This is a genomic window from Spiroplasma endosymbiont of Melieria omissa (genome assembly GCF_964031175.1).
In the GTDB taxonomy this organism is placed as follows: Bacteria; Bacillota_I; Bacilli_A; order Mycoplasmatales; family VBWQ01; genus Spiroplasma_E; species Spiroplasma_E ixodetis_A.
The window spans coordinates 1,507,076-1,530,475 of record NZ_OZ035012.1 but is presented as its reverse complement, the minus strand read 5'-3'; the positions used below and the strand labels follow the sequence as shown (position 1 = coordinate 1,530,475).

The window sequence follows — 23,400 nt, the reverse complement described above, 5'->3', positions numbered from 1 at the left end:
GTTTTCAAATGATAAAATCTTTTTAACAAAAAAATGAAAAAGAAAATAAATTATTGGTTAAGTACCTATTTATAAATGATTATTTCTTGTTTTAGTTAAATTCTATTAAAAAGATCCTAAACAGGTTCTAAGAAAAATATTACCAAATTATTGACCAAATATTAAAAAAGCGATTGATTTTGTTTTTGAAGATATGAGTAAACATTACTTTAGTTAGAAAAAGTTTGGGAGATTGTCAAAAATCCGGAATAAATTAAATTTTATATAGTCTTATTATATTTTAGACAAGAAATAATTTGGATTTTTATGAAATTGTACATTCGGTAATGTTTAGTAATCTGTGTAACTTACAAAAATAACTATGTTTAATTAATTCTAGTAAATATAATTAAATGACTAGAAAGAGTGAGTTACAGATGGCTAAAAAACAAAGTATTAATAATAATGATCCAATATCAAAAGCAGTAGATTTATTACTAGAAAATACTGAAGATTTAACAACAGTATTTAAAGAAGGAGGATTATATAAAGAATTAACAAAAAGATTAGTAGAAAAGATGTTAAATTCTGAAATGCAAAATTATTTAGGGTATGAAAAAAATCAACATAGTAATAGTGAAAATGCTCGTAATGGTATAAGTTCAAAAAAATTAATAACTCAACAAGGTAAAATTGAAATTAATGTACCAAGAGATCGTAATAGTGATTTTACTCCTGTAATAGTTGCAAAAAGACAGAGAAGATTTGATGGCTTTGATCAACAAGTTCTTTCACTATATGCCAAAGGAATGACTTTATCAGATATTAGAATGCAGTTGCAAGAGTTATATCATGGTGCAGATATTAGTGAAAGTGTTATTAGTCAAATTACTGATGATGTGATAGATGATGTCAAGGCGTGGCAAAATCGACCATTAGAAAGTATTTATTCTATTGTTTATTTTGATTGTATAGTAGTTAAAGTACGGCAAGATAAACGCATTATTAACAAATCAGTTTATATAGCATTAGGAGTGGATTTAGAAGGCAAAAAAGATGTTTTAGGTTTATGAATTAGTGAAAATGAAGGTTCTAAATTTTGACTAGCTAATTTTACAGAAATGAAAAATCGAGGCTTAAATGATATTTTGATTGCTTGTAGTGATAATTTAACAGGCATGTCAGAAGCAATACAAGCAGTTTATCCTAAAACTGAACATCAATTATGCATAGTTCATCAAATTAGAAATAGTTTAAAATATGTTTCATACAAACATCGAAAAACCTTAGTTGCAGATTTAAAACCAATTTATAGTGCATGTAGTGAAGAACAAGCAATGCAAGCTTTAGAATCATTTGAAAGTAAATGAAATAAACAATATCCGCAAATTACTAAATCTTGATATAAAAATTGAGATAATTTAATGGTTTTTATTAGTTATCCACCAGAAATTAAAAGAGTGATTTATACTACAAATGCTATTGAATCTGTTAATAGTCAATTACGAAAAGTTATCAGAAATAAAAAAGTTTTTCCTAATGATATGGCAGTTTTCAAAATATTTTACTTAGCAATTGAAAATATAACAAAAAAATGAACAATGCCCATTCAAAATTGAAATACAGCAATTGCTCATTTTATGATAAAATTTGAAGATAGAATTAATCTGAACTAGTAACTTTGTAAAACAAAGATACACAGATTACATAAAAGCCTCTATTTGGTCAATAATTTGGTAATATTTTTCTTATATTATGTTTTATAGCAAATCAAAAATGTTCAATTGGATTTAAATTAGGAGAATATGGCGGAAGAAATAATAGTTTGCATCCAGCATTTTCAATTAATTGTTGTGTTAATTTAGATTTATGAAACGTTGCATTATCTAAAACTATAATTTGTCCACGCTTTAATACTGGAATTAGTTTATTTTTAACATATGATTCAAAAATTTTACTATTGCAATGTCCTTCAAATGCTCATAAGGCTTTTAATTTACCTTTATTTAGTGAACCAATTATACTCATTCTCTTTATTTTATATGCGGGTTTATTATCAAATAATCTTTTACCTTTTTCAGATCAACCATATTTATAAAATTCATTATCATCAATTCCAGATTCATCAATATATACTAAATCTTCATTCATTATTTTAGCTATTTCTTTTAAAAAATCTTCTTGTTTATTTTTATCTCTTTGTTCATATAGAAAAGTTTTTTTTATATGTATAATTTAGTTTTTTAAAATAGTTATAAACTGTTTCTTTAGTCATATTTCCAAATTTATCAATTACTTTTTGAACTGTAACATCTTTATTTTCTGCTAAATAATTTTTTAATTCATCTAAATCCTTTATTTTGTGGCTATGTCCTTTTTGATAATTCAAAATTGGTTTTATATGCCCAGTTTCTTTTTTTCTTTTTCTTCATAAAAATAAAGTCTTTCTAGTGATATTGAACACTTTACAAATTTCTTTAATTTTCATATTTTTACTTTCATAAGCTTCTATTACTTTTCTTAGTAAGTCTTCACTGTATGGTTTTGGCATAATTTAATCTTCCTAATCTATTTTAATTATTGCTGAATTGTACTTTTAAATTCAAAAACTGTTTAAATTACATATTATTATTTTACATTATTTATGAGTAAATATTACTTTAGTTAGCTATATATTCAAATCTTATTTTTTACTAGTCTTTGATTTTCATTAAATAAGGTTTTTTTAAAAAATGTTATATAATAATAAGTATCATTTAAGGCATGTTTTTATAGCATACTTATGGTAATTGGTGAAGAAAGGGTTGAAAATTTTATGCAAAAAAGTCAGATAGCACGAGCTGTACAAAAAAAATTAGAATTATCAGAAAAAGAATACAAAGAAGTGTTAGAATTTATCTTAGATAAAATTGCTACTGCTTTAATTAAAGGAGAAAAAGTAACACTACGTAACTTTGGAACTTTTACTATTAAATACCGCAAAGCTCGACCGGGAGTAAATCCACAAAATTCAGAACCGATGGCTATTCCTAGAAAGCGAGTAGTTAAATTTAATTCTTGTAAAGCATTAAAAAAGAGAGTTAATGAAGGTAAATAAATATTTTATTTTAGGAATGACTTCAATCAAATATAGATTGTATATTCATTCCTTTTAATTTGTAAAATTAACAATCTTTTTTAATCTTAAATAATTAAAAAAAATACTCTGTTTTAAATGAGTATTTTTTATTTTCTTCATATATTAATATTAAGATATATTTTTATAAATTACTTAATCTATTATATTTTTATTAAGTACTTTTTTTCTGTTAAATTAGATATTTGCGTTTTTTTATCTTTAGTTGTATGAATAAATGGTTTAGATTTTCAAAATGTATAAATTAATAATGGTAATAATATAAAAGCAGCAAATAAATCAATAAAACCAAGAAATAAATAAAAATAAAAACCATTATGAGAAACATGTGCAACATAATATCCTAAACTTAAACAAACAATTGGCATTATAATTGTTCGTTGTAAACTAGCAAATAATGACAATTTACCACGATTAATTGATTGATAGAAAATAACAGCAACATAATGTAGTGTAGCTAATGGATAAAAAGCAAACTGCATAATAATATAAACTTTAAAGAATCTTGCCATTTCTAAATCTACGCCAAAGAAATGCATCATATATTGCCCTGCTATTACTACTAATAATACTGAAGCAATTAGTAACAATAAAAGTAATAAAGTTAAACGTCACATCAATTGTCAAACACGACTAAAGTCCTTTGAACCATAAACATAGCCAATTAATGCTCTTGCTCCCTGCGTAATTCCAATAATAGGTGCATTAATTAAAATTAACCAAGGCATAATACCACCATATAATTGAACAAAAACAGGAATACCAGTACTTCCTCCACCATGATAGTCTGGAGGTGGCAATGTATTTAAAATTTTAGTAGTAACCATTGCCAAAATACTTTGGGCAATATTTTGTAATAAAGAAGTTGCACCAATTAATAAAATGCCCGTTACTATTACTCATTTAAGTTTTAAGTGTGCTACTTTAAATCTTAAATTATCGGCACTATATCAAATAATACCTATTGAAAATAAATTAATGCTTGCTCAAGCAATAATAGTTGCATATGCAGTGCCTTCCATTCCTAATTTACCAAGAATAACAAAAATAAAATCTAAAGATATATTTACTAAACAAGCCGCAACATTAATTAAAATTGTTCATAACATCATTCCTTCACTACGTAATAATGAAACTAAAAAATAAGCAAAAAAAAGTAATGGTGTAGCAAGAATTAAAATTTGTGAAAATCTAACTGCTTCTTTAATTATTATTTCCCTAATTATTGGATTACTTCCAGCATCACTTCCAGCTTGAAATTCAATAATACTCTGACAACTAAAATACATAATGATCATAAGAACAATAGAAACTAAAAAAGATAATAAAAATCCATTTCCTAAATATTCTGACATTTGTTCTCGTTTATTTTGACCATATGCAATCGAAAACTTAATACCTGTTCCAGTTGCAACCATTAAAGCAAAGGAAACCATCATTGAAGAAGGAACAGCAGCATAAGTAGTAGCAATATTAATAATTTTTAATGCTTGTTCAGCAGTTATCATTATTTCTGAATTTTGATAATTATTATAACGATCAATAATACTTTGTCCACCTCATTGTGTAGCAATTCATTTATCAAAAATTTGATAAGTAGAAAAAATAATTACAGCAATTAAAGGTGGTGTGACCATAATAAAGATTGCTTTTCATGGATTTGCCGTGCTAAAAATAGCTTGTCTTTTCAACTTGTTTATTGAATTTCTTTCTGTTCGTTTATTGAAAGTAACTTTAGCAAGATTTTCTTTTTCCATAATATTATCCTTTCTAACAAAATTAATCTAATTAATATTATATTTTATAAAAGCTCATAACTAAAATATCTATTGCTGTCACAAATAAAAAACATGTTTAGTATTTTAAAAAATGTTAGAAGAAAAAAATTAAAATATAAATTTTTATAAAAAATATAATTACATTATAACCTAATAATAAATAAATATTTAAAAATAATCTCTTTAATTTATTTTTATTTAAAAACTATCATTACTTCCAATTGAAAAAACAATTGGTATTTTATTAGTTTTTCACTTAGTTCCTTTGTATGAAAATCAGGAGTAATAGTAACATAAACCATACCACAACTTGTTGATAATAGTTATTAATTACATGTTTAGCAAATTTATCACTAAAATAGTGAATAGTAAAATTACCAGTTAAAGGATCACTCTTTAATTGATAGAAGTATTAATAACATTCTTATTAATTTGTTGATATGTTAAATTAGGATTAACAATAATTGGATCCATTCCTGATAAATCCTTAATTGTATTTAAATCAGAACGCTTATCTGTTAAAGTTACTTTCAAAACGGGTGTTGTTTCTGTTCAATAAGGATCATTATCAGAAGCCTTAATTTTAACTCAAATATCACCAGCAACCTGTTCTTCATCATCTGCTGCCACTTTTCTTTCTTCATCACTAAAATAATTAACAGTAAAACCAGCTGCTAACTTATTATTCTCAAATTGCTTAGCACTATTAAAAACAGTTGAATCAATTTCTTGATATTTTTTAGTAGCATCAACTTTAATATTAGATAAATCAGTAAGATTAGTAATTTTATCTAAATTGGCCTTTTGAATTGTTATTCTCAAATATTTAGTTTGACCTTTTCAATAAGGATCATGGTGATCGGCAGTAATTATAACATAAACATCCCCTGGTTCCTGTCCATCGTTATTAATAGTATCTTTATCAGCATCATTTTTATAATAGACTTACTGCATAACTAGTTAACTTTTCATTTTTTTGTTATTATTAAAATAAAATTTGAATAGTTAAGGATAAATTTTATGACATATTTTGAATTAAAAGATAAACCGGATCAATATTTTCGTAAAATAGTTGGTATTAATAAACTAGTTTTTAATGAAATTTTAAATATTTTATTAGATCATCAAAATCTAAAAAATACCACTGGTGGAAGGCCATATAAAATGTCAATAGAAGATAGACTAGTAATGACTTTAAGATATTTATATGAAAATCGTACATATCATAGTATTGGTGCTGAGTATGATATGGTTGATACTACTGCTTTACGAAATATTCGTTCAATTGAAGACATTTTAATAAATAATAATAAGTTTAATAATTTAACAAATAAAAATATTTTTTTAAAAAGAAGAATTCAAAAATAAAATTTTGATAATTGATGTAACAGAAGTAGAAACAGAACGACCAAAATATAATCAAAAAGATTGATTTTCTGGCAAAAAATGAATGCATACTGTTAAGTTTCAAACCATAATTAATGCACATATAGCTAACTAAAGTAATGTTTACTCATATCTTGAAAAACAAAATCAATCGCTTTTTTAATATTTGGTCAATAATTTGGTAATATTTTTCTTATATTATGTTTTATAGCAAATCAAAAATGTTCAATTGGATTTAAATTAGGAGAATATGGCGGAAGAAATAATAGTTTGCATCCAGCATTTTCAATTAATTGTTGTGTTAATTTAGATTTATGAAACGTTGCATTATCTAAAACTATAATTTGTCCACGCTTTAATACTGGAATTAGTTTATTTTTAACATATGATTCAAAAATTTTACTATTGCAATGTCCTTCAAATGCTCATAAGGCTTTTAATTTACCTTTATTTAGTGAACCAATTATACTCATTCTCTTTATTTTATATGCGGGTTTATTATCAAATAATATTTTACCTTTTTCAGATCAACCATATTTATAAAATTCATTATCATCAATTCCAGATTCATCAATATATACTAAATCTTCATTCATTATTTTAGCTATTTCTTTTAAAAAATCTTCTTGTTTATTTTTATCTCTTTGTTCATATAGAAAAGTTTTTTTTATATGTATAATTTAGTTTTTTAAAATAGTTATAAACTGTTTCTTTAGTCATATTTCCAAATTTATCAATTACTTTTTGAACTGTAACATCTTTATTTTCTGCTAAATAATTTTTTAATTCATCTAAATCCTTTATTTTGTGGCTATGTCCTTTTTGATAATTCAAAATTGGTTTTATATGCCCAGTTTCTTTTTTTCTTTTTCTTCATAAAAATAAAGTCTTTCTAGTGATATTGAACACTTTACAAATTTCTTTAATTTTCATATTTTTACTTTCATAAGCTTCTATTACTTTTCTTCGTAAGTCTTCACTGTATGGTTTTGGCATAATTTAATCTTCCTAATCTATTTTAATTATTGCTGAATTGTACTTTTAAATTCAAAAACTGTTTAAATTACATATTATTATTTTACATTATTTATGAGTAAATATTACTTTAGTTAGCTATAAAATAAAGAGAATGAGTATAATTGGTTCACTAAAGGTAAATTAAAAGCCTTATGAGCATTTGAAGGACATTGCAATAGTAAAATTTTTGAATCATATGTTAAAAATAAACTAATTCCAGTATTAAAGCGTGGACAAATTATAGTTTTAGATAATGCAACGTTTCATAAATCTAAATTAACACAACAATTAATTGAAAATGCTGGATGCAAACTATTATTTCTTCCGCCATATTCTCCTAATTTAAATCCAATTGAACATTTTTGATTTGCTATAAAACATAATATAAGAAAAATATTACCAAATTATTGACCAAATATTAAAAAAGCGATTGATTTTGTTTTTCAAGATATGAGTAAACATTACTTTAGTTAGCTATACTAATGAAATTTTAAATATTTTTCCTGATACTGGTAAAAATCATGATTTTAAAACTTTTAAAAATTCAAAGTTAGAATTTTTGTCAGAAACTGTAATTCTTGCAGATAAAGGTTATCAAGGTTTACAAAAAATTCATAGTAATACATTTTTACCCATTAAAACTAGTAAAAATAATCCTAAAACAAGTAAAATTAAAATTTTTAATAAGATTATTAATAAAACTCGCAGAAAAATTGAACATGTTTTTGCATTTTTAAAATGTTTTAAAATTATTGGTTATAAATTTAGAAAAGCTAGAAAACGAATATTTTTAAGATTTAATTTAATTGCAGGATTTTATAATTTATCATTAAAACTTAAAAACGTTATGCAGTAAGTCTAATAATTAACTTGATAACCACTGCTAGTTGATGTTCTTTAAATACATCTGCTGTATTATAAATATCTTTATTAATTTCACCATAAGTTGCTCCTAGTGTAAGTGTAAGTTTGATATTGCTTTCTTTAGTTGTTCTGAATAATGATTTTGATATTATTTGTAAATTTTTATGATGATAATTAATATTATTATCTAATTCACTAATAACTGATAAATTAGTTGTTGTGATAATTGGTGTAATAACAGTCGTTAAACTTACTAATGTTGTTAATAATGTTTTCATAAATTAATCCTCCCCCTTTTTAACACGAATTTTAGTAACAGTTTATCATTTTTCAAATAAAGATGGTTGATTATAAAATGAGGAAAATCGTTAATAATTAAAAGATAATAATTATTTTATTATAAGAGAAAAAGATTAATTATAATAATTTAATGAATAATTGCTTTCTTTTTTTTCTATAGCAAATACTTTAAATTTAAATAGTTTTACATATTGTCTTGATAAAAAAGCACAAAAGAAAATTAAAATTGACATCTTACCAAATGAGTAAATTATAGTAACAAAAAAATTATTATTTACAAATTCCACTGCTCTTCTAGCAACATTTAATCCAAATATTAAGCGCAATAATAAACCTGTCATAAATTCAACACTAATTACTTTATTAAAAGCAATATGAAAAAATAAAATAAAAGTAGTACCATGAAATAAAAAGGCTAAAGTTTTATTATAATTAATATTTAACATAATAAAAGGAATAAATAAAAATAAACCTTGCAAAATTTCCATAATATCTCAATAAATTAAAGGAAAATAAAATATGATTCGACAACTAATAATAACAATAAATAGAGAAAAACTAAGTAATGAATAAACCACATTATCTTTTATCTTTTCTCAATTTATTCATCACTGAAAATTAAGACCAACTAAAAAAGCTAATAACCCAGGTATCAGTTGTAAAAATCCACCCTCACGAAATGATACATAAAATAAATCTCAATTAAAGTTATCATATCAATATAACTTACTAGTAAGTTGCAAGTTAATACTAAATATTAAAACTATTATTAAAAAAATACTAGTAATAACTAAAGTTATTATTTTAACAATATGGATGGGTTACACTTTATTGGACACTAATTACGTAGACAAGTGAACAAATTAGTTGAAAGAAAGGAACTATAATTATGGCCAATATTAATTCATATACCGATGAATTTAAAAAACAAATAGTAGCTTTATATCAAAGCGGCAAATCAGTATCTTACCTTGCTAAAGAATATAATGTTACAAGAGCAGCTACTTATAATTGAATTAAGCAATTTACTAATTCAGGTAGTTTTAAAGCTAAAGATAATCGTTCTGTTGAAGAAAATGAATTAATTAAATTAAGAAAAGAATTAAAACAATTACGAATGGAAAATGATATTTTAAAGCAAGCAGCACTAATAATAGGCAGAAAATAGAAATTATTACAAACAATAAGTTTAAATATAAAATTCGCACAATGTGTCATTTTTTAAAAATTTCTAAATCAACATATTATTTTAATTTAAAGAAAAAAGAAAATAAAATTCAAAATAATATTTATGATGAAGCTATTATTAGTGCTTTTAAAGAAAATAAATGTGTTTATGGAACAAGAAGATTAAAAGTAATATTAGAAAACCAAGAAATTTATTTATCAAGACGAAAAATTAAAGAAATTATGAATAAGCATAATTTAATATCAAAATACACTAAATTATCATTCAAAAATCATAATAACAAAGTAAATGATGAAAAAATCACTAATCTTGTGAATAAAAACTTTAATAATAGGCTTAAAAATGAAGTTATTGTCAGTGATTTAACTTATGTTCAAGTTAATGGTAAATGAAACTATATTTGCTTATTAATTGACCTATTTAACCGCGAAATTATTGGACATAGTGTAGGTACTAGAAAAGATGCCTTATTAGTACATCAAGCATTTATGCAATCAAATCGCTGTTTAAAAGATATTCAAATATTTCATAGTGATTGTGGTAATGAATTTAATAATAAAATTATTGATAAACTTTTACTAGCATTCAATATTACTCGCTCTTTAAGCAAAAAAGGTTGTCCTTATGACAATGCTGTTGCTGAAGCAACTTTTAAAACTTTCAAAACTGAATTTATTAATGATAAAAATTTTAGATCATTAATCCAATTAAAATTAGAATTATTTGATTACATCAATTGATACAACAACATAAGAATCCACAGCACTTTAAACTACTTAACTCCAGTTAATTATCAAAAACAAATGTCTACCAAAAAATAGTCCTAAAAAGTATTGCCATTCCAATATTTCAACTTTTATTACTTAAAGAAAAATGGTTAGTAACAACTTTTACTAATGCGCTACCACCAATAATAATTCATATCATTCATTTACCATAATCAAAAAATAATAATTTAAATCATAATCCTAACATATAACCTGTTGTTACATATCCTTCTTTAAAAGCAAAAAAATCTAAATACATAAAACTTGTAATTAAAGATAAAATCATAATAGCTAGTATTAATTTACTATACTCTTTTCAACTAAAATTATTATTGGTACTTAAAAAACCAAATGATATCAATATAACAAATAACATTGGTGAGCAAAAATAAGCATTAAAAGCATGTAAACTACCACCAGTATTTAAAGTAACATTTTGTACATTATTTTTCAAACAATAAAAATAGTAGCAAGCACAATAAGTAATCTAAGAACCTGTTTAGGATCTTTTTAATAGAATTTAACTAAAACAAGAAATAATCATTTATAAATAGGTACTTAACCAATAATTTATTTTCTTTTTCATTTTTTTGTTAAAAAGATTTTATCATTTGAAAACTTATCGACTAAAAATCTATTTTTTATTATAAAATAACCATTATAATATAAATTTTATTAAAAATTAATCAAAAAAGATCCTAAACAGGTTCTAAGAAGTAATAAGTTTTTCATTTTTTTCATCTTTGGTTACAATATCAATTTGACAAGTACCGTCACTAACCCGAAAGTCATTTTGATTATTTTCTGTAATTTTGCCTGGATTACTATTTCTAACTTTTGCAATTAAATTACTAATTTCATATTGGATATAAAATAATAGCAATTAAAAACATTGTTCCAGTAATTATTGCCGAAAATCCGGTTCTAGCACCTTGTGCAACACCAGTTGAAGATTCAATATAAGTAGTATAGCTAACTAAAGTAATGTTTACTCATATCTTGAAAAACAAAATCAATCGCTTTTTTAATATTTGGTCAATAATTTGGTAATATTTTTCTTATATTATGTTTTATAGCAAATCAAAAATGTTCAATTGGATTTAAATTAGGAGAATATGGCGGAAGAAATAATAGTTTGCATCCAGCATTTTCAATTAATTGTTGTGTTAATTTAGATTTATGAAACGTTGCATTATCTAAAACTATAATTTGTCCACGCTTTAATACTGGAATTAGTTTATTTTTAACATATGATTCAAAAATTTTACTATTGCAATGTCCTTCAAATGCTCATAAGGCTTTTAATTTACCTTTATTTAGTGAACCAATTATACTCATTCTCTTTATTTTATATGCGGGTTTATTATCAAATAATATTTTACCTTTTTCAGATCAACCATATTTATAAAATTCATTATCATCAATTCCAGATTCATCAATATATACTAAATCTTCATTCATTATTTTAGCTATTTCTTTTAAAAAATCTTCTTGTTTATTTTTATCTCTTTGTTCATATAGAAAAGTTTTTTTTATATGTATAATTTAGTTTTTTAAAATAGTTATAAACTGTTTCTTTAGTCATATTTCCAAATTTATCAATTACTTTTTGAACTGTAAGAACCTGTTTAGGATCTTTTTAATAAAACTGAAATAAAGGAAAGAACAACCATTTGTAAACTAGTATTTAGTTTTCTTTCACAATTTTTTCATAATCTTCTGTATTTTTCTAATCAAGCAAAGCTTCGTTCTACAATTCATCTTTTTGGTAATACTACAAAAGTATGTAGTTCATTGCGTTTTATAATTTCAACATTTGCATTTATGATTGTTTTGATTTCAGAAGCAAATTTTTCACCAGTATAACCAGCATCTACTATTATTTTTTGAACTGCAGAAAGATTTTCTTTTTCATTTTCAATCATTATTATAGCGCTATTACGATCTGTTTTTTCTGCTGTGGTTATGTAAATTGCATGTGGTAAACCTTGAGAATCAACAATAATATGACGCTTTATTCCTGAAATCTTTTTACCAGCATCATAACCTTTATTTTCAGTAGTATCTGTATTTTTAACACTTTGCGAATCAATTATACAAAAACTAGTTTGTTCTTTGCGATTATTGTTGATACGAACTTTTTTAACCAATTTTTTTTAAAATTAATTGCCATACACTAGCTTCTTTACCGTTATTTTTACTTCAAATTTGAAAATAATAATATACAGTTTGTCATTTTGGAAAATTTTTTGGTAGCATTCTTCATTGATAACCACTTTTTAATACATATAAAATTGCACAAAATACTTCATATAAATCTAAACTTCTTGGTTTTGTTTTCTTTTTGCTATTTTCTAAAATTGTTTTTATGTTCTCAAATTGTTCTTTGGTGACATGACTTGGATAATTTTTATGCATAATATATACCTCTGATTTTAAAATATATAATCATTTTACATTATTTTCGAAAAGATTCTAAACAGGTTCTAATACCATTATTTCAAAAATTAATTTGTTTAAAATTGATAATATCCATTACTTAAACTCCTCACTATGATCATACATATTTGTCATATCAAAAAAAGGTGTTAAAATTGGCTGGCCATCTCAAATTATTGGTCGTGAATTAATATCTAATAATCAAGCAATAGTAGCTGGAATATCATAAATTTTAATTTTATCTGAAATAATTCCGTGTTTTGGAATACAATTTCCTGCAAAAAGCAAAGGAATTTTTTGTTCAGCATCAGAAGAATAACCATGATATTGTGAAACACCTCCATGATCAGAACTAATAATTAATAAGGTATCTTCTCACATTTCTAAATCTTTTAAATTTTCAATAATACCTCCAATATATTTATCAGTCTGACTAATTGCTTGATAATATTCTTCACTATTTCATTCACGTGAATGACCTGCTAAATCAGGATTAACATAATAAAAAAATGAAAATAAAGGTTTATTAATTAATACATTTTTCGTATTTTCAAAAGTTTGTTTATCATTTTCTGTTGCACAATAATTACCATTATTACTAATTAAAGTTTTTATATTTTCTTGCCCTTTGGGCTGAAAATTAGCAATCATTTCACCTTCACTAGCATAACCAAATAAATTTTTTGAAAGACCATACTTATCAATAATAGAACTAAAAATACTTACTTGATCAGCTTTTACTTCAGCATGAACAGTATGATGAACATTCCACAAATCTTGATCAACAACACCATGCTTAATAGGATCTATAGCAAACATAACACTTGCTCAATTTGCAGCAGAAGAAGTTGGTAAAACATCACGTGCTTCCAATGTATACGCACCATAACTACATGTTTGGGTTTTTTGCTTTAGGAACCAATTGATTAGTTGGTTCATTTGTTAAATAATCGTTACTATGTGGTACATAATTTAAAATTGGATCACGATAACTATCGTAACTAATAGTTATCATAATCCAAACTACTACTCACACAATATTTATTAGTAAAAAAACAATTATTTTTTTAGAATTAAACATCATAATACACCCTTTTTAATGAAATAATGATTATTAAATTTTACTATAAATAAATTTATGAAGTAAATATATATTAAATTCTTGACTTTCATCATCCTCTAACTAATAAACTAACTCCAAGAACAAAACATATTGGTACAATAATGATTAAGAAAATAATTGCAAAATAAACTTGTTCAAAAGGATGAGAAACATAAGTATTTTTAGCCGCTTCTATATCTAGTTGATCTCAATTATAAAACAAATTAATAATACCATAGTGTTTTAAACTTCAAAAACCGTTACCAAGAAAATTATTATAGTGATCATTAAAAATAGCTGTTCCAAATAGTATTAAACTAATTATTAGAAAAAGCAAAGTTAAAATACATAAGAATAATCCTAATTTTTGCTTTCAATCCCAAGATGTAACTTTTTTATATTCTACATTTTTATCCATATTTAACACTTACTAAACACTAAGAATATAATCAACGTTTAAAATAACCAAATATTAAAGATAAAACACTAACACCAAGAAAGATAGCAGTTAAAATTACTGTAAATACAATTCCGACAACTACTTGCGCAAGAGGATAAGTTAAAAGTTTATCACTAGTAGCATCTGTTCACATTTGATCATAGCCAGCTTTGTTTAAAAAACTATCAAGTCCTCATACAGAAATAGCATGAAAGCCATTTCCGGCATATTGTGAACTTCCTCCACTTGGGGCTTTAAAATTGGCTGTTGCAATTAAAATTAGTCCTAATGCTAAACAGAGCAAACTAATTACCAGTGAGGCAAAGCCAATTTTTATTCCTCAATTTTGTTTCTTAAAAAGATTTATAAGATTTTTCATTAAGGTTTCTCCTTTACTACCTAATTATTTTATTGTTTTACCAAAATAATGTATTAATTGGTATTATCACAATAAATAAATTATAGCGTAAAATTTTTTTAAATATTAAAAAAATTATGAATAAAAACATAAAAAAATCATTAGTACTTTTACTAATGATTTTTTCTATATTATTCTTCAATTAATACTTTAATACCAGGACCCATTGCTGTAGTAATACTTATATTTTTAATATAAGCACCCTTAACTGCTGCGGGTTTAACTTTTCTTAAAGTGTTAAGAATTGCTAAATAATTATCTTTTAACCCTTCTTGTGCAAATGATACTTTACCAAGAATAACATGAATATTACCTTGTTTATCAACACGATATTCAACTTTACCTTTACGAATATCAGCTATTGCTTTTTGAACATCCATTGTTACTGTTCCTAGTTTTGCTGTAGGCATTAACCCTTTTGGTCCTAATACTCTACCAATTTTTCCTAATTCACCCATCATTTCGGGTGTTGCAATAATAACATCAAAATCAAATCAACCTTTTTGAATTTTTTCAATCATTTCCTTACCACCAACAAAATCAGCTTGACTTTCCATTGCCTCTTTTTGTTTAGTAGTAGTTATTACTAAAACACGTTGTGTTTTTCCAGTCCCTGCTGGTAAAACAATAGAACCACGTAACATTTGATCAGCATGTCTTGGATCAACATTTAAACGAAATGCTGCTTCAACTGTTGCATCAAATTTTAATGATGAAGTTTGTTTTGCTAATTCTAAAGCACGATCAATTGGATAAACTTTAGTGTTATCAACTAATTTTGCAACTGCAAGATATCTTTTACTTCTATTCATATTAAACACCTTGCTTTCCATCTTCAACAGTAATGCCCATATTCTTAGCTGTTCCTGCAACAATTTTTATTGCATCTTCTAAAGAATAAGCATTTAAATCAGGTAATTTAATTTGAGCAATTTCTGTGATTTGAGCAATAGTAAGTGTTCCTACTTTTGTTAATTTAGCATTTGATGAACCTTTTGCAAGTTTCAATGCTATTTTTAAAAGAAATGTTGTTGGTGCAGTTTTTATTTTAAAGTCGAAAGTTTTATCTTTATATGCTGTAATAAAAACTGGAATTGGAACCGGATTAACATCATCTTTTTGATCTTTGGTTTTATCATTAAATTCTCTACAAAAACGTGGCATATCAATACCGAATGATGCTAAACTAGCACCTGGTTTGGCACTACCAGCTGGTAATTGAATAATACCTTCACGATTAATATTTTTTTTATCTGCCATGAGCAACTCCTCCTAAATGGATTCTCACTGTGGTCCAAACGAATAAATCTTCCACAAGTTTAAACATAATTAAAGTACTATTTATATATATAAATAGTACTTTACAAATAATAACATCATTATAATTAGTAGTCAAATATATTTTAATTTTATTTTGTAGATTAGACACACTTTTTGGACTAATAAAAGTTTTTATAACTTTATATTATTAGTTGAGGTGTAGTTTAAAATGAAATATTTAATTAATAGTGCTGATTTTACTAAATTTGATTATAAATTTAACAAATTTGTAGAAAAGTATAAAAATGATAAAAATATTAATAAAGTTAATATTGGATGGGTTACACTTTATTGGACACTAATTACGTAGACAAGTGAACAAATTAGTTGAAAGAAAGGAACTATAATATGGCCAATATTAATTCATATACCGATGAATTTAAAAAACAAATAGTAGCTTTATATCAAAGCGGCAAATCAGTATCTTACCTTGCTAAAGAATATAATGTTACAAGAGCAGCTACTTATAATTGAATTAAGCAATTTACTAATTCAGGTAGTTTTAAAGCTAAAGATAATCGTTCTGTTGAAGAAAATGAATTAATTAAATTAAGAAAAGAATTAAAACAATTAAGAATGGAAAATGATATTTTAAAGCAAGCAGCACTAATAATAGGCAGAAAATAGAAATTATTACAAACAATAAGTTTAAATATAAAATTCGCACAATGTGTCATTTTTTAAAAATTTCTAAATCAACATATTATTTTAATTTAAAGAAAAAAGAAAATAAAATTCAAAATAATATTTATGATGAAGCTATTATTAGTGCTTTTAAAGAAAATAAATGTGTTTATGGAACAAGAAGATTAAAAGTAATATTAGAAAACCAAGAAATTTATTTATCAAGACGAAAAATTAAAGAAATTATGAATAAGCATAATTTAATATCAAAATACACTAAATTATCATTCAAAAATCATAATAACAAAGTAAATGATGAAAAAATCACTAATCTTGTGAATAGAAACTTTAATAATAGGCTTAAAAATGAAGTTATTGTCAGTGATTTAACTTATGTTCAAGTTAATGGTAAATGAAACTATATTTGCTTATTAATTGACCTATTTAACCGCGAAATTATTGGACATAGTGTAGGTACTAGAAAAGATGCCTTATTAGTACATCAAGCATTTATGCAATCAAATCGCTGTTTAAAAGATATTCAAATATTTCATAGTGATTGTGGTAATGAATTTAATAATAAAATTATTGATAAACTTTTACTAGCATTCAATATTACTCGCTCTTTAAGCAAAAAAGGTTGTCCTTATGACAATGCTGTTGCTGAAGCAACTTTTAAAACTTTCAAAACTGAATTTATTAATGATAAAAATTTTAGATCATTAATCCAATTAAAATTAGAATTATTTGATTACATCAATTGATACAACAACATAAGAATCCACAGCACTTTAAACTACTTAACTCCAGTTAATTATCAAAAACAAATGTCTACCAAAAAATAGTCCTAAAAAGTGTTGCCATTCCAGTAGTATCAGATTATATAACAGGAAGTAAAAGATGATATATTATTGATTTTATTGATGAAAAAACTCGAATTACTTATTGTTATCCATCTGAACAAGCACAAACCAGAGATATTGTAAATGCTACTAAAAATGCTTTAAATTTCTATGAAAAATTAGGAATTAAAATTAAAAGAATTAGAACTGATAATGGTAGTCAATATACTAATACATCTTGTGGAAAACCACAAAGGAATCGTTGATTTACAAATTTTTGTAATAAAAAAGGTATAGTTCATGAAACTACACCGTTTAGATCACCACAGAGTAATGGTAAGATTGAAAGATTTCACAGAAATTGAAGTAATTTATTTGAAATAAAACCATATTTAAATAGTGATTTTAGTTTATTTCAAAAATTAGTGAATTCTTTTCAAGAATATTATAACAATTCTAAACCACATAAATCATTAGGATTAATGACTCCTATGGATTATTTTGATAAACTTTTATTAGATAAAAAATAGTCCAAAATGTCTGTACTACCTTACAATTTTAATTTTATTTTACATAAAAATTAAATAATTTAAACTAAACTTTAATTTTTTTACAACTATCATATTCTACTTTAATTTCGGTTTGACGACCAAACATATCAACAGAAACTGTTGCAACACCCTTATCTTCATCTAATTTAATAACTTGTCCTTCTCGGCCTTGTAAAGCACCAGAAGTAATATGAACAAAATCATTTAACTCAAAATCACGAATAATTTTTTTTGTCTCTTTAACTTTAGGTTGTGATGAATTTTTAGAATTACGATATAATATTTCATTAACTTCTTTAGTAGAAAGTGGAGTCGGTGGTACACCTTTACCACTAGAACCAATAAAACCATTAATCCCTGTTGTATTACGAATATCATATCAAGTATCTTCGGTTAAAATCATATGAACAAAAATATAACCAGGAAAAATATTTTTTTCAGTTATTTTTTTATCTTTATCTGGTATTGCTTCTTTAACAACCCTAACTTGAAAAATATTATCTTTTAAATTTAATTTTTTTTCAATTTTATTTTTCAAATCAGCAGCAACTTTATCTTCATGACCTTTGTTACAATTAACAATATATCATTGTGCTTGCTCAATTCGATGTTTATGTGTTTCTTCTAATGATGTAGTTTTCACTAAAGGGGTTTCTTTTTTTATTCTTTCGCTCATTTTTTGGCATCTCCATTTTTTACATTATTTTTAATAAAGGTAATACAAATAGTAATAACTGCTCAATTCCATAAAAGAATAGTGCTAAGACAGCAATAAATAATACTGTTGTAATAAATTTATTATTTAATTGTTTTCTTGGTGTTCAACGAGTTCTTCTAATTTCTCTTGATAAGTATAAGAAAAAATATTTATGATAAGTTCTCGCTTCTTTTTTATAATAAAAACGTTCTTCAGGCGTACGATTTTTACGTTCTTTTTCTCAAATTTCGCTAATATTAACCTTTTTATTTTTATCGGCTGTTCGTGGATCAAAACTTGGTTTTCCTTCAGAAGTTCTTTTTGTTCTTAAAGGTTTAATTTTACGTAAAATATTAAATTTACTTTTTAAAAGAGCCAATTTTTCAGGATTAATTTTTGGTTTTTCTTTTGATTTGTCTTCTGCACTCATGAAAATTTCTCCTAACGTGATTCCTTATGTAAAGTATGTTTTTGACAATGTTCACAATATTTTTTTAGTTCTATACGCTCTTTATATTTAATCTTATTTTTGTATGTATGATAATTACGATTTAAACACACAGTACAAATTAAAATTATTTTTTCGTTCATTAAATTCACCTAGAAAATTTAACCATTTTTAATTATATTATTATTTAAAATAAGTGTCAATTTTAAAATATTTTTATTTTAAAAACAAAGTTAAATTTTTAATCTTTCTTTAAAATTCATCATTTCTAAAATAATTGTACAAGAAAAAATAAAATAATAAATAAAAAATAATTTTAATTAACTATTAATACTTCCTAAAAGTGGTTGTCTTTCATTGGGTTCTATGATAACTTCTGACATATCATTATTTGCACTTGTAACAAATTCCGGTTCAAACTCATAATCAGGAATTTTTAACTTTATTCTTTCTTGTTGACTAGTATCTTCAATCTCCGTTACTAATTCTACCTTTTTATTTTCGGGAGTATAATTATCTATTCATTCTTTAAACATTGTTAATGTTGGTCTTCAATCTTTTATTTTTCCGAGTTTAACAAAACTAGGAATTGTTTTATCTGAATGTCTCATTTCAAACTTATCTCAATTATTTTTTTCTAAATACTCATATATTTCCTTTAAATCTTTATTACTTAAAATACCTTTATATAAAGAAAAACTTTTTGTAATGTGTTCTTTTCTTTCATTAATAATTTTAATAATAATTTCCTCTTTACTATTTGAAGTATTAGATTTACTCATTGTAGAAAAATATGTATGACTAATATCCATCATTGCTGAAATTGACATTAAACTTCCTCCCACAATATTACCATTTGTAAAATTAATACCTGCAGTTGCAAAAGTAGTAAGTGATTTTAAGTATTCAATAGTTTTTGTTACTTTTTGAATTTTATATAAATCAAAACCTGATATTCCACTAAGCACTTTAACTAATCCATTTGTACCAGTAAATAATTTATTTAATGCAATAGAAATCATTTCTGGAGTTAATTCATTACTTACAGCATCTTCTATTAATTGTTCAGCAATTTCAGAATAAAGTCTTTCATTATTTGGTGGTAAAGTAGGAAAAGTAGGTAAATTTGGCTCGGTAGTTGTACTACCACCAGTTTCATTTAAATTATATGCTTGTCAAATAACTCAACCACCAAATGCAGCATATAATATATCAGCTACTCCATTTTTAATTAATTGGTAACGTTTTTCAATATTACTATCCCTAGTAACAGACTTAAGTCCTGCTATTGTTAGTAGAACTCCTGTTGTCGTATTACTTCAATTTTGTGCACTTAATGCTCCTGCTCTAACTGGACCATGAAGATTATTCAACGCTTTTTGTACTTCTTTTCATGTTTCTTCTTTATTTATTTTCATTTTATTTATTCCTTTCATAGTTAAAGTAGTTTTAAATTAAATTTTTAATTTTATTGATAAGTTAATACATAATTATTCATTAATAATATTACTAATCGTTCATCTACTAATACTTATTGAGAAAGATGGTCCAATATCAAAAGCACGAGATATAGAACTACTTCTAAGTTGTTGATATATAGTGTTTTCATCATGTCACATAAATATATAAATAACTAATCCTTGTGATTTATGACCTGCAGGTGGCTGATTTACTACTCGTCAAACTGGTAATTGATTATCTTTGTCTTGAATTTTTTTGGTATTAAAGTTTAATTCATTACTTTTAATTGTTGTTGTATTATCCATAACACTATAAGTTATATTGTCTGTCGAATTAGCAAAAATTGTTGGATATAAAAACATAAAATTATTTCATGAATCAGCATAATCACTTCATTTTAAAAGCGTAGTTATTTCTGAATTATAATCTATTAGTTTTCCTCCATCTTTTGGAAAACTATGACTTAATGTTAAATTATTATTAGTATCCAAATTTTTGCTATCATATTGTAAATATCCAACGCTAATAATGTTACCAGTACTGTCAACTAAATATCTAATACTTATCTTTTTACTATTATTTTCAATTGAAAAACTATTAATAACAGATTCTAAATTTGGACTATCAATCATATTATTGAAAATATTTTTAGAAATTTTTTCTGCGGTGCTTTCATTATTTTTTAAACTACTTTTAGTAATAAATTGTTTAACAAAGTCAAGACAAATTCCCCTACTATTTTTTGAATGAGATTGAGCAATATAATATAATCCCAATGTTTCACTTAAATTATCATAGTTCTTAATTGCATCAATAATACCTTTCGTTCCAGTTAATGATATATGAGTATTAGCACCACCAAATTGAATAAAAGTAAAATTACTTTTAGACTTTTTATTTGAAATATAAGCTGTTGTTGATATTTTGCTCAAGTTTTGTTTTTGAAAAATTTGCAAATCATTAGTACTTGTTAATTGTTCTTCTTTATAATTAATAGCAGCAATTTCTTTATCAAACTCATTAATAACATCTTTATTTATCTTTTCAGGGTTATAAGTTAATTTAAAATTATCAATATAAATATCTTTTACATAAGGTTCTAAATTTGGATTATCAATAATGGTTTTAACATCAAAAAGATGATATATTCCATTTTCATCCTGACTATTTAAAATAGTACTATTACTTAAATTACCATACGTAGTATTAGTAACGACTTCATTAATTTCAGTTTTATTTTTATTTTCTTGTTTTAATTTATTAATACTTGTTAAATTATTAGTAATACTAGTGTTAGCAACAATATTAGTTGTTGCTAATGTTAAACTAAGTCCCAACCATAAATGTTTATTTTTTAACATTTTATTTTGCACCTCAGAATTTTATTTTTTAGTAAATCTATTATAAATTTCATTTAATTTTTTTTCATAAATGTTATGGAGTTTTGGTTGATAATATTTCGTATCTTTTAACTTTGTTGGTAAATACTGTTGTTGTACATAATCGTTAGCATAATCATGTGGAAATTTATATAATTTACCTTTACCTACTGATTTTTTTAATGTTTTAGATCAATTATGCTTCAAATAATCAGGAATTGGATATATTTTTCCTTGTAAAACATCACTATATCCTTTTTGTACTGCCAAATTAGCACTATTTGATTTCTCACTAAGTGCCATTTCAATAACTACTAAACCAAGCGGAATTATACCTTCAGGCATACCAATTTGACGAAAAGTATCAATAGCAGTTTTTACCCTAATTGCTAAAGCGGGATTAGCAAGTCCAATATCTTCGTAAACAATAATCAACATTCTTCTTAATAAAGCTTCATAATCACCAGTTGCTAATAACCTTGCTAAATAATGCAAAGCAGCATTAACATCACTGCCTCTAATTGATTTTTGTAATGCTGATTTTAAATCATGATGTTCATTTCCCTCTTTAGCATTTCAATTACTTGCTTTAGGCATAATAGCATTAATAATATCAATAGTTATAATTTCATTAGGATATAATTTTATTAATATTTCTAAAATATTAATTGCTATTCGTAAATCACCGGTTGCTAAATTACAGATTTTTTCTAAAATTTCATCACTAATATTAAAATTAAAAAATGAATTATTAGTAATTATTTTTTTTAAGCCTAATAACATTTCTTCATTACTAATTGGCTTTAATTCTAATAATAGACATCTACTTCGTAAAGCTGGATTAATTACAAAATAAGGATTTTCAGTAGTACAAGCCATTAAAATAAAATTGCCATGTTCTAAATATTGTAATAATAAATCTTGACGATCACGATTCATGCGTTGTATTTCTTCAATTATAATTATATAAGGTTTAGTATTTTGTGCTATTTTAATTAATTTTTCTAAATTTTCTTTTTTATCAATGGCAGCATTAAATACTCCAAATTCACATTTTAAATCATTAGCTAGTGCTTGAGCAATAGTGGTTTTGCCTGTTCCTGGATTACCATAAAATATTAATGATGTTAAAAACTTCTGATTTAATATTCGATTAATAATTCCATTTTTATCATTTATTAAATGACTTTGACCAATTATATCATTAACGGTAGTTGGTCTTAATATTGTTGCTAGCGGCTTATCCATACTCATCACCTTTGTT

At 24.4% G+C, this 23,400-nt stretch carries 34 protein-coding genes; 10 read left to right on the top strand and 24 right to left on the bottom strand.

The annotated features are described in order from the left end of the window. Positions 1-416 precede the first annotated feature (416 nt). The gene (locus ACQH26_RS10045; RefSeq protein WP_425383069.1) at positions 417-1,655 is read left to right on the top strand and encodes an IS256 family transposase; all 1,239 of its coding nucleotides are present in this window, start codon (positions 417-419) and stop codon (positions 1,653-1,655) included. Here ACQH26_RS10045 and ACQH26_RS10040 read toward each other — a convergent pair. Both ACQH26_RS10040 and ACQH26_RS10035 read right to left on the bottom strand, forming a co-directional pair. Continuing rightward, positions 1,642-2,130 (bottom strand): IS630 family transposase, encoded by a 489-nt coding sequence (locus ACQH26_RS10040; protein WP_425382424.1) that lies wholly within the window; start codon positions 2,128-2,130, stop codon positions 1,642-1,644. The genes ACQH26_RS10045 and ACQH26_RS10040 overlap by 14 nt on opposite strands. Before the next feature lie 40 nt (positions 2,131-2,170). Beyond that, complete coding sequence (locus ACQH26_RS10035) at positions 2,171-2,530, bottom strand: helix-turn-helix domain-containing protein (protein WP_425382322.1); 360 nt, start codon at positions 2,528-2,530, stop codon at positions 2,171-2,173. Between the two features lie 231 nt (positions 2,531-2,761). On the opposite strand from ACQH26_RS10035, the gene ACQH26_RS10030 reads away from it, so the two are divergent. Continuing rightward, complete coding sequence (locus ACQH26_RS10030) at positions 2,762-3,076, top strand: HU family DNA-binding protein (RefSeq protein ID WP_286641782.1); 315 nt, start codon at positions 2,762-2,764, stop codon at positions 3,074-3,076. Positions 3,077-3,258: 182 nt separating this feature from the next. Here the strand turns inward: ACQH26_RS10030 and ACQH26_RS10025 are convergent, their stop codons facing one another. Then, on the bottom strand, positions 3,259-4,872 hold the full coding sequence (locus ACQH26_RS10025) for an MATE family efflux transporter (protein ID WP_425382423.1): 1,614 nt from the start codon (positions 4,870-4,872) through the stop codon (positions 3,259-3,261). 417 nt (positions 4,873-5,289) lie between these two features. Continuing rightward, positions 5,290-5,715 (bottom strand): hypothetical protein, encoded by a 426-nt coding sequence (locus tag ACQH26_RS10020; RefSeq protein WP_425382422.1) that lies wholly within the window; start codon positions 5,713-5,715, stop codon positions 5,290-5,292. A 198-nt stretch (positions 5,716-5,913) separates the two neighbouring features. On the opposite strand from ACQH26_RS10020, the gene ACQH26_RS10015 reads away from it, so the two are divergent. Beyond that, on the top strand, positions 5,914-6,261 hold the full coding sequence (locus tag ACQH26_RS10015) for a transposase family protein (protein WP_425381897.1): 348 nt from the start codon (positions 5,914-5,916) through the stop codon (positions 6,259-6,261). 4 nt (positions 6,262-6,265) lie between these two features. After that, the gene (locus tag ACQH26_RS10010) at positions 6,266-6,394 is read left to right on the top strand and encodes a hypothetical protein (RefSeq protein ID WP_425381922.1); all 129 of its coding nucleotides are present in this window, start codon (positions 6,266-6,268) and stop codon (positions 6,392-6,394) included. Here ACQH26_RS10010 and ACQH26_RS10005 read toward each other — a convergent pair. Further along, positions 6,387-6,875, bottom strand: a complete 489-nt coding sequence (locus tag ACQH26_RS10005; protein WP_425381884.1) for an IS630 family transposase — start codon at positions 6,873-6,875, stop codon at positions 6,387-6,389. The two genes, ACQH26_RS10010 and ACQH26_RS10005, sit on opposite strands and share 8 nt — an antisense overlap. Before the next feature lie 40 nt (positions 6,876-6,915). Then, positions 6,916-7,275 carry a helix-turn-helix domain-containing protein gene (locus ACQH26_RS10000; RefSeq protein WP_425381863.1) on the bottom strand — a complete coding sequence of 120 codons (360 nt, stop codon included), beginning with the start codon at positions 7,273-7,275 and terminating at the stop codon, positions 6,916-6,918. A 162-nt stretch (positions 7,276-7,437) separates the two neighbouring features. Between ACQH26_RS10000 and ACQH26_RS09995 the strand changes: the two genes are divergently transcribed. Then, positions 7,438-7,770 carry a transposase gene (locus tag ACQH26_RS09995; protein ID WP_425383115.1) on the top strand — a complete coding sequence of 111 codons (333 nt, stop codon included), beginning with the start codon at positions 7,438-7,440 and terminating at the stop codon, positions 7,768-7,770. Continuing rightward, on the top strand, positions 7,733-8,152 hold the full coding sequence (locus tag ACQH26_RS09990; RefSeq protein WP_425381923.1) for a transposase family protein: 420 nt from the start codon (positions 7,733-7,735) through the stop codon (positions 8,150-8,152). The genes ACQH26_RS09995 and ACQH26_RS09990 overlap by 38 nt, the downstream gene beginning before the upstream one ends. Here the strand turns inward: ACQH26_RS09990 and ACQH26_RS09985 are convergent. Both ACQH26_RS09985 and ACQH26_RS09980 read right to left on the bottom strand, forming a co-directional pair. Further along, positions 8,142-8,438, bottom strand: a complete 297-nt coding sequence (locus ACQH26_RS09985) for a hypothetical protein (protein WP_425382421.1) — start codon at positions 8,436-8,438, stop codon at positions 8,142-8,144. The two genes, ACQH26_RS09990 and ACQH26_RS09985, sit on opposite strands and share 11 nt — an antisense overlap. 135 nt (positions 8,439-8,573) lie before the next feature. Continuing rightward, positions 8,574-8,906, bottom strand: a complete 333-nt coding sequence (locus tag ACQH26_RS09980) for a hypothetical protein (protein ID WP_425382420.1) — start codon at positions 8,904-8,906, stop codon at positions 8,574-8,576. Positions 8,907-9,349: 443 nt separating this feature from the next. On the opposite strand from ACQH26_RS09980, the gene ACQH26_RS09975 reads away from it, so the two are divergent. Beyond that, a protein-coding gene (locus ACQH26_RS09975; protein WP_425381874.1) for an IS3 family transposase occupies positions 9,350-10,470 on the top strand; the annotation gives its coding sequence in 2 pieces (ribosomal slippage) (positions 9,350-9,620 and positions 9,620-10,470; 1,122 coding nt in all). On the opposite strand, the gene ACQH26_RS09970 is transcribed toward ACQH26_RS09975, so the two are convergent. The 10 genes from ACQH26_RS09970 to rplK all read right to left on the bottom strand — a co-directional run bounded on the left by ACQH26_RS09970 (position 10,457) and on the right by rplK (position 16,074). After that, the gene (locus ACQH26_RS09970; protein WP_425382419.1) at positions 10,457-10,870 is read right to left on the bottom strand and encodes a hypothetical protein; all 414 of its coding nucleotides are present in this window, start codon (positions 10,868-10,870) and stop codon (positions 10,457-10,459) included. The two genes, ACQH26_RS09975 and ACQH26_RS09970, sit on opposite strands and share 14 nt — an antisense overlap. Positions 10,871-11,267: 397 nt before the next feature. After that, positions 11,268-11,426, bottom strand: coding sequence for a hypothetical protein (locus ACQH26_RS09965; protein ID WP_425383125.1), 159 nt, complete (start codon positions 11,424-11,426; stop codon positions 11,268-11,270). Then, the gene (locus tag ACQH26_RS09960; protein ID WP_425381884.1) at positions 11,389-11,877 is read right to left on the bottom strand and encodes an IS630 family transposase; all 489 of its coding nucleotides are present in this window, start codon (positions 11,875-11,877) and stop codon (positions 11,389-11,391) included. The genes ACQH26_RS09965 and ACQH26_RS09960 overlap by 38 nt, the downstream gene beginning before the upstream one ends. Before the next feature lie 167 nt (positions 11,878-12,044). Next, a protein-coding gene (locus ACQH26_RS09955; protein WP_425382418.1) for an IS5 family transposase occupies positions 12,045-12,834 on the bottom strand; the annotation gives its coding sequence in 2 pieces (ribosomal slippage) (positions 12,045-12,567 and positions 12,566-12,834; 792 coding nt in all). 117 nt (positions 12,835-12,951) lie between these two features. After that, positions 12,952-13,728 carry an alkaline phosphatase family protein gene (locus tag ACQH26_RS09950; RefSeq protein WP_425382417.1) on the bottom strand — a complete coding sequence of 259 codons (777 nt, stop codon included), beginning with the start codon at positions 13,726-13,728 and terminating at the stop codon, positions 12,952-12,954. Positions 13,729-13,744: 16 nt separating this feature from the next. Continuing rightward, on the bottom strand, positions 13,745-13,870 hold the full coding sequence (locus tag ACQH26_RS09945; RefSeq protein ID WP_425382416.1) for a hypothetical protein: 126 nt from the start codon (positions 13,868-13,870) through the stop codon (positions 13,745-13,747). Between the two features lie 139 nt (positions 13,871-14,009). Next, positions 14,010-14,375: a hypothetical protein gene (locus ACQH26_RS09940; RefSeq protein ID WP_281748740.1), complete on the bottom strand. Its 366-nt coding sequence runs from the start codon at positions 14,373-14,375 to the stop codon at positions 14,010-14,012. A 19-nt stretch (positions 14,376-14,394) separates the two neighbouring features. After that, complete coding sequence (locus tag ACQH26_RS09935) at positions 14,395-14,775, bottom strand: hypothetical protein (RefSeq protein WP_425382415.1); 381 nt, start codon at positions 14,773-14,775, stop codon at positions 14,395-14,397. Positions 14,776-14,945: 170 nt separating this feature from the next. Next, positions 14,946-15,626, bottom strand: a complete 681-nt coding sequence (gene rplA / locus ACQH26_RS09930; RefSeq protein ID WP_338958648.1) for a 50S ribosomal protein L1 — start codon at positions 15,624-15,626, stop codon at positions 14,946-14,948. 1 nt (position 15,627) lies between these two features. Continuing rightward, positions 15,628-16,074, bottom strand: coding sequence for a 50S ribosomal protein L11 (rplK, locus tag ACQH26_RS09925; protein WP_425382414.1), 447 nt, complete (start codon positions 16,072-16,074; stop codon positions 15,628-15,630). A 229-nt stretch (positions 16,075-16,303) separates the two neighbouring features. Between rplK and ACQH26_RS09920 the strand changes: the two genes are divergently transcribed. The 3 genes from ACQH26_RS09920 (at position 16,304) to ACQH26_RS09910 (ending at position 18,130) form a co-directional block, all read left to right on the top strand. After that, complete coding sequence (locus tag ACQH26_RS09920) at positions 16,304-16,444, top strand: hypothetical protein (RefSeq protein WP_425382413.1); 141 nt, start codon at positions 16,304-16,306, stop codon at positions 16,442-16,444. Between the two features lie 38 nt (positions 16,445-16,482). Further along, positions 16,483-17,603, top strand: a protein-coding gene (locus ACQH26_RS09915; RefSeq protein WP_425381867.1) for an IS3 family transposase whose coding sequence is annotated in 2 segments (ribosomal slippage) — positions 16,483-16,753 and positions 16,753-17,603 — 1,122 coding nt in all. Because the reading frame shifts where the segments join, the coding sequence is not laid out codon by codon here. Beyond that, positions 17,573-18,130: an integrase core domain-containing protein gene (locus ACQH26_RS09910; protein WP_425383114.1), complete on the top strand. Its 558-nt coding sequence runs from the start codon at positions 17,573-17,575 to the stop codon at positions 18,128-18,130. The genes ACQH26_RS09915 and ACQH26_RS09910 overlap by 31 nt, the downstream gene beginning before the upstream one ends. 64 nt (positions 18,131-18,194) lie before the next feature. Here ACQH26_RS09910 and nusG read toward each other — a convergent pair whose 3' ends face one another. The 6 genes from nusG to ACQH26_RS09880 form a co-directional block, all read right to left on the bottom strand. Beyond that, a complete protein-coding gene (gene nusG / locus ACQH26_RS09905) occupies positions 18,195-18,827 on the bottom strand; it encodes a transcription termination/antitermination protein NusG (RefSeq protein WP_425382412.1) in 633 nt (210 codons plus the stop codon). A gap of 19 nt (positions 18,828-18,846) precedes the next feature. After that, positions 18,847-19,278: a preprotein translocase subunit SecE gene (gene secE / locus ACQH26_RS09900; protein ID WP_174481440.1), complete on the bottom strand. Its 432-nt coding sequence runs from the start codon at positions 19,276-19,278 to the stop codon at positions 18,847-18,849. An 11-nt stretch (positions 19,279-19,289) separates the two neighbouring features. Then, positions 19,290-19,439: a 50S ribosomal protein L33 gene (rpmG, locus tag ACQH26_RS09895; RefSeq protein WP_425382411.1), complete on the bottom strand. Its 150-nt coding sequence runs from the start codon at positions 19,437-19,439 to the stop codon at positions 19,290-19,292. Positions 19,440-19,616: 177 nt separating this feature from the next. Further along, positions 19,617-20,714 carry a hypothetical protein gene (locus tag ACQH26_RS09890; protein WP_425382410.1) on the bottom strand — a complete coding sequence of 366 codons (1,098 nt, stop codon included), beginning with the start codon at positions 20,712-20,714 and terminating at the stop codon, positions 19,617-19,619. Positions 20,715-20,786: 72 nt separating this feature from the next. After that, on the bottom strand, positions 20,787-22,118 hold the full coding sequence (locus tag ACQH26_RS09885) for a hypothetical protein (RefSeq protein WP_425382409.1): 1,332 nt from the start codon (positions 22,116-22,118) through the stop codon (positions 20,787-20,789). 21 nt (positions 22,119-22,139) lie between these two features. Next, complete coding sequence (locus ACQH26_RS09880; protein ID WP_425382408.1) at positions 22,140-23,384, bottom strand: replication-associated recombination protein A; 1,245 nt, start codon at positions 23,382-23,384, stop codon at positions 22,140-22,142. Positions 23,385-23,400: the final 16 nt, after the last annotated feature.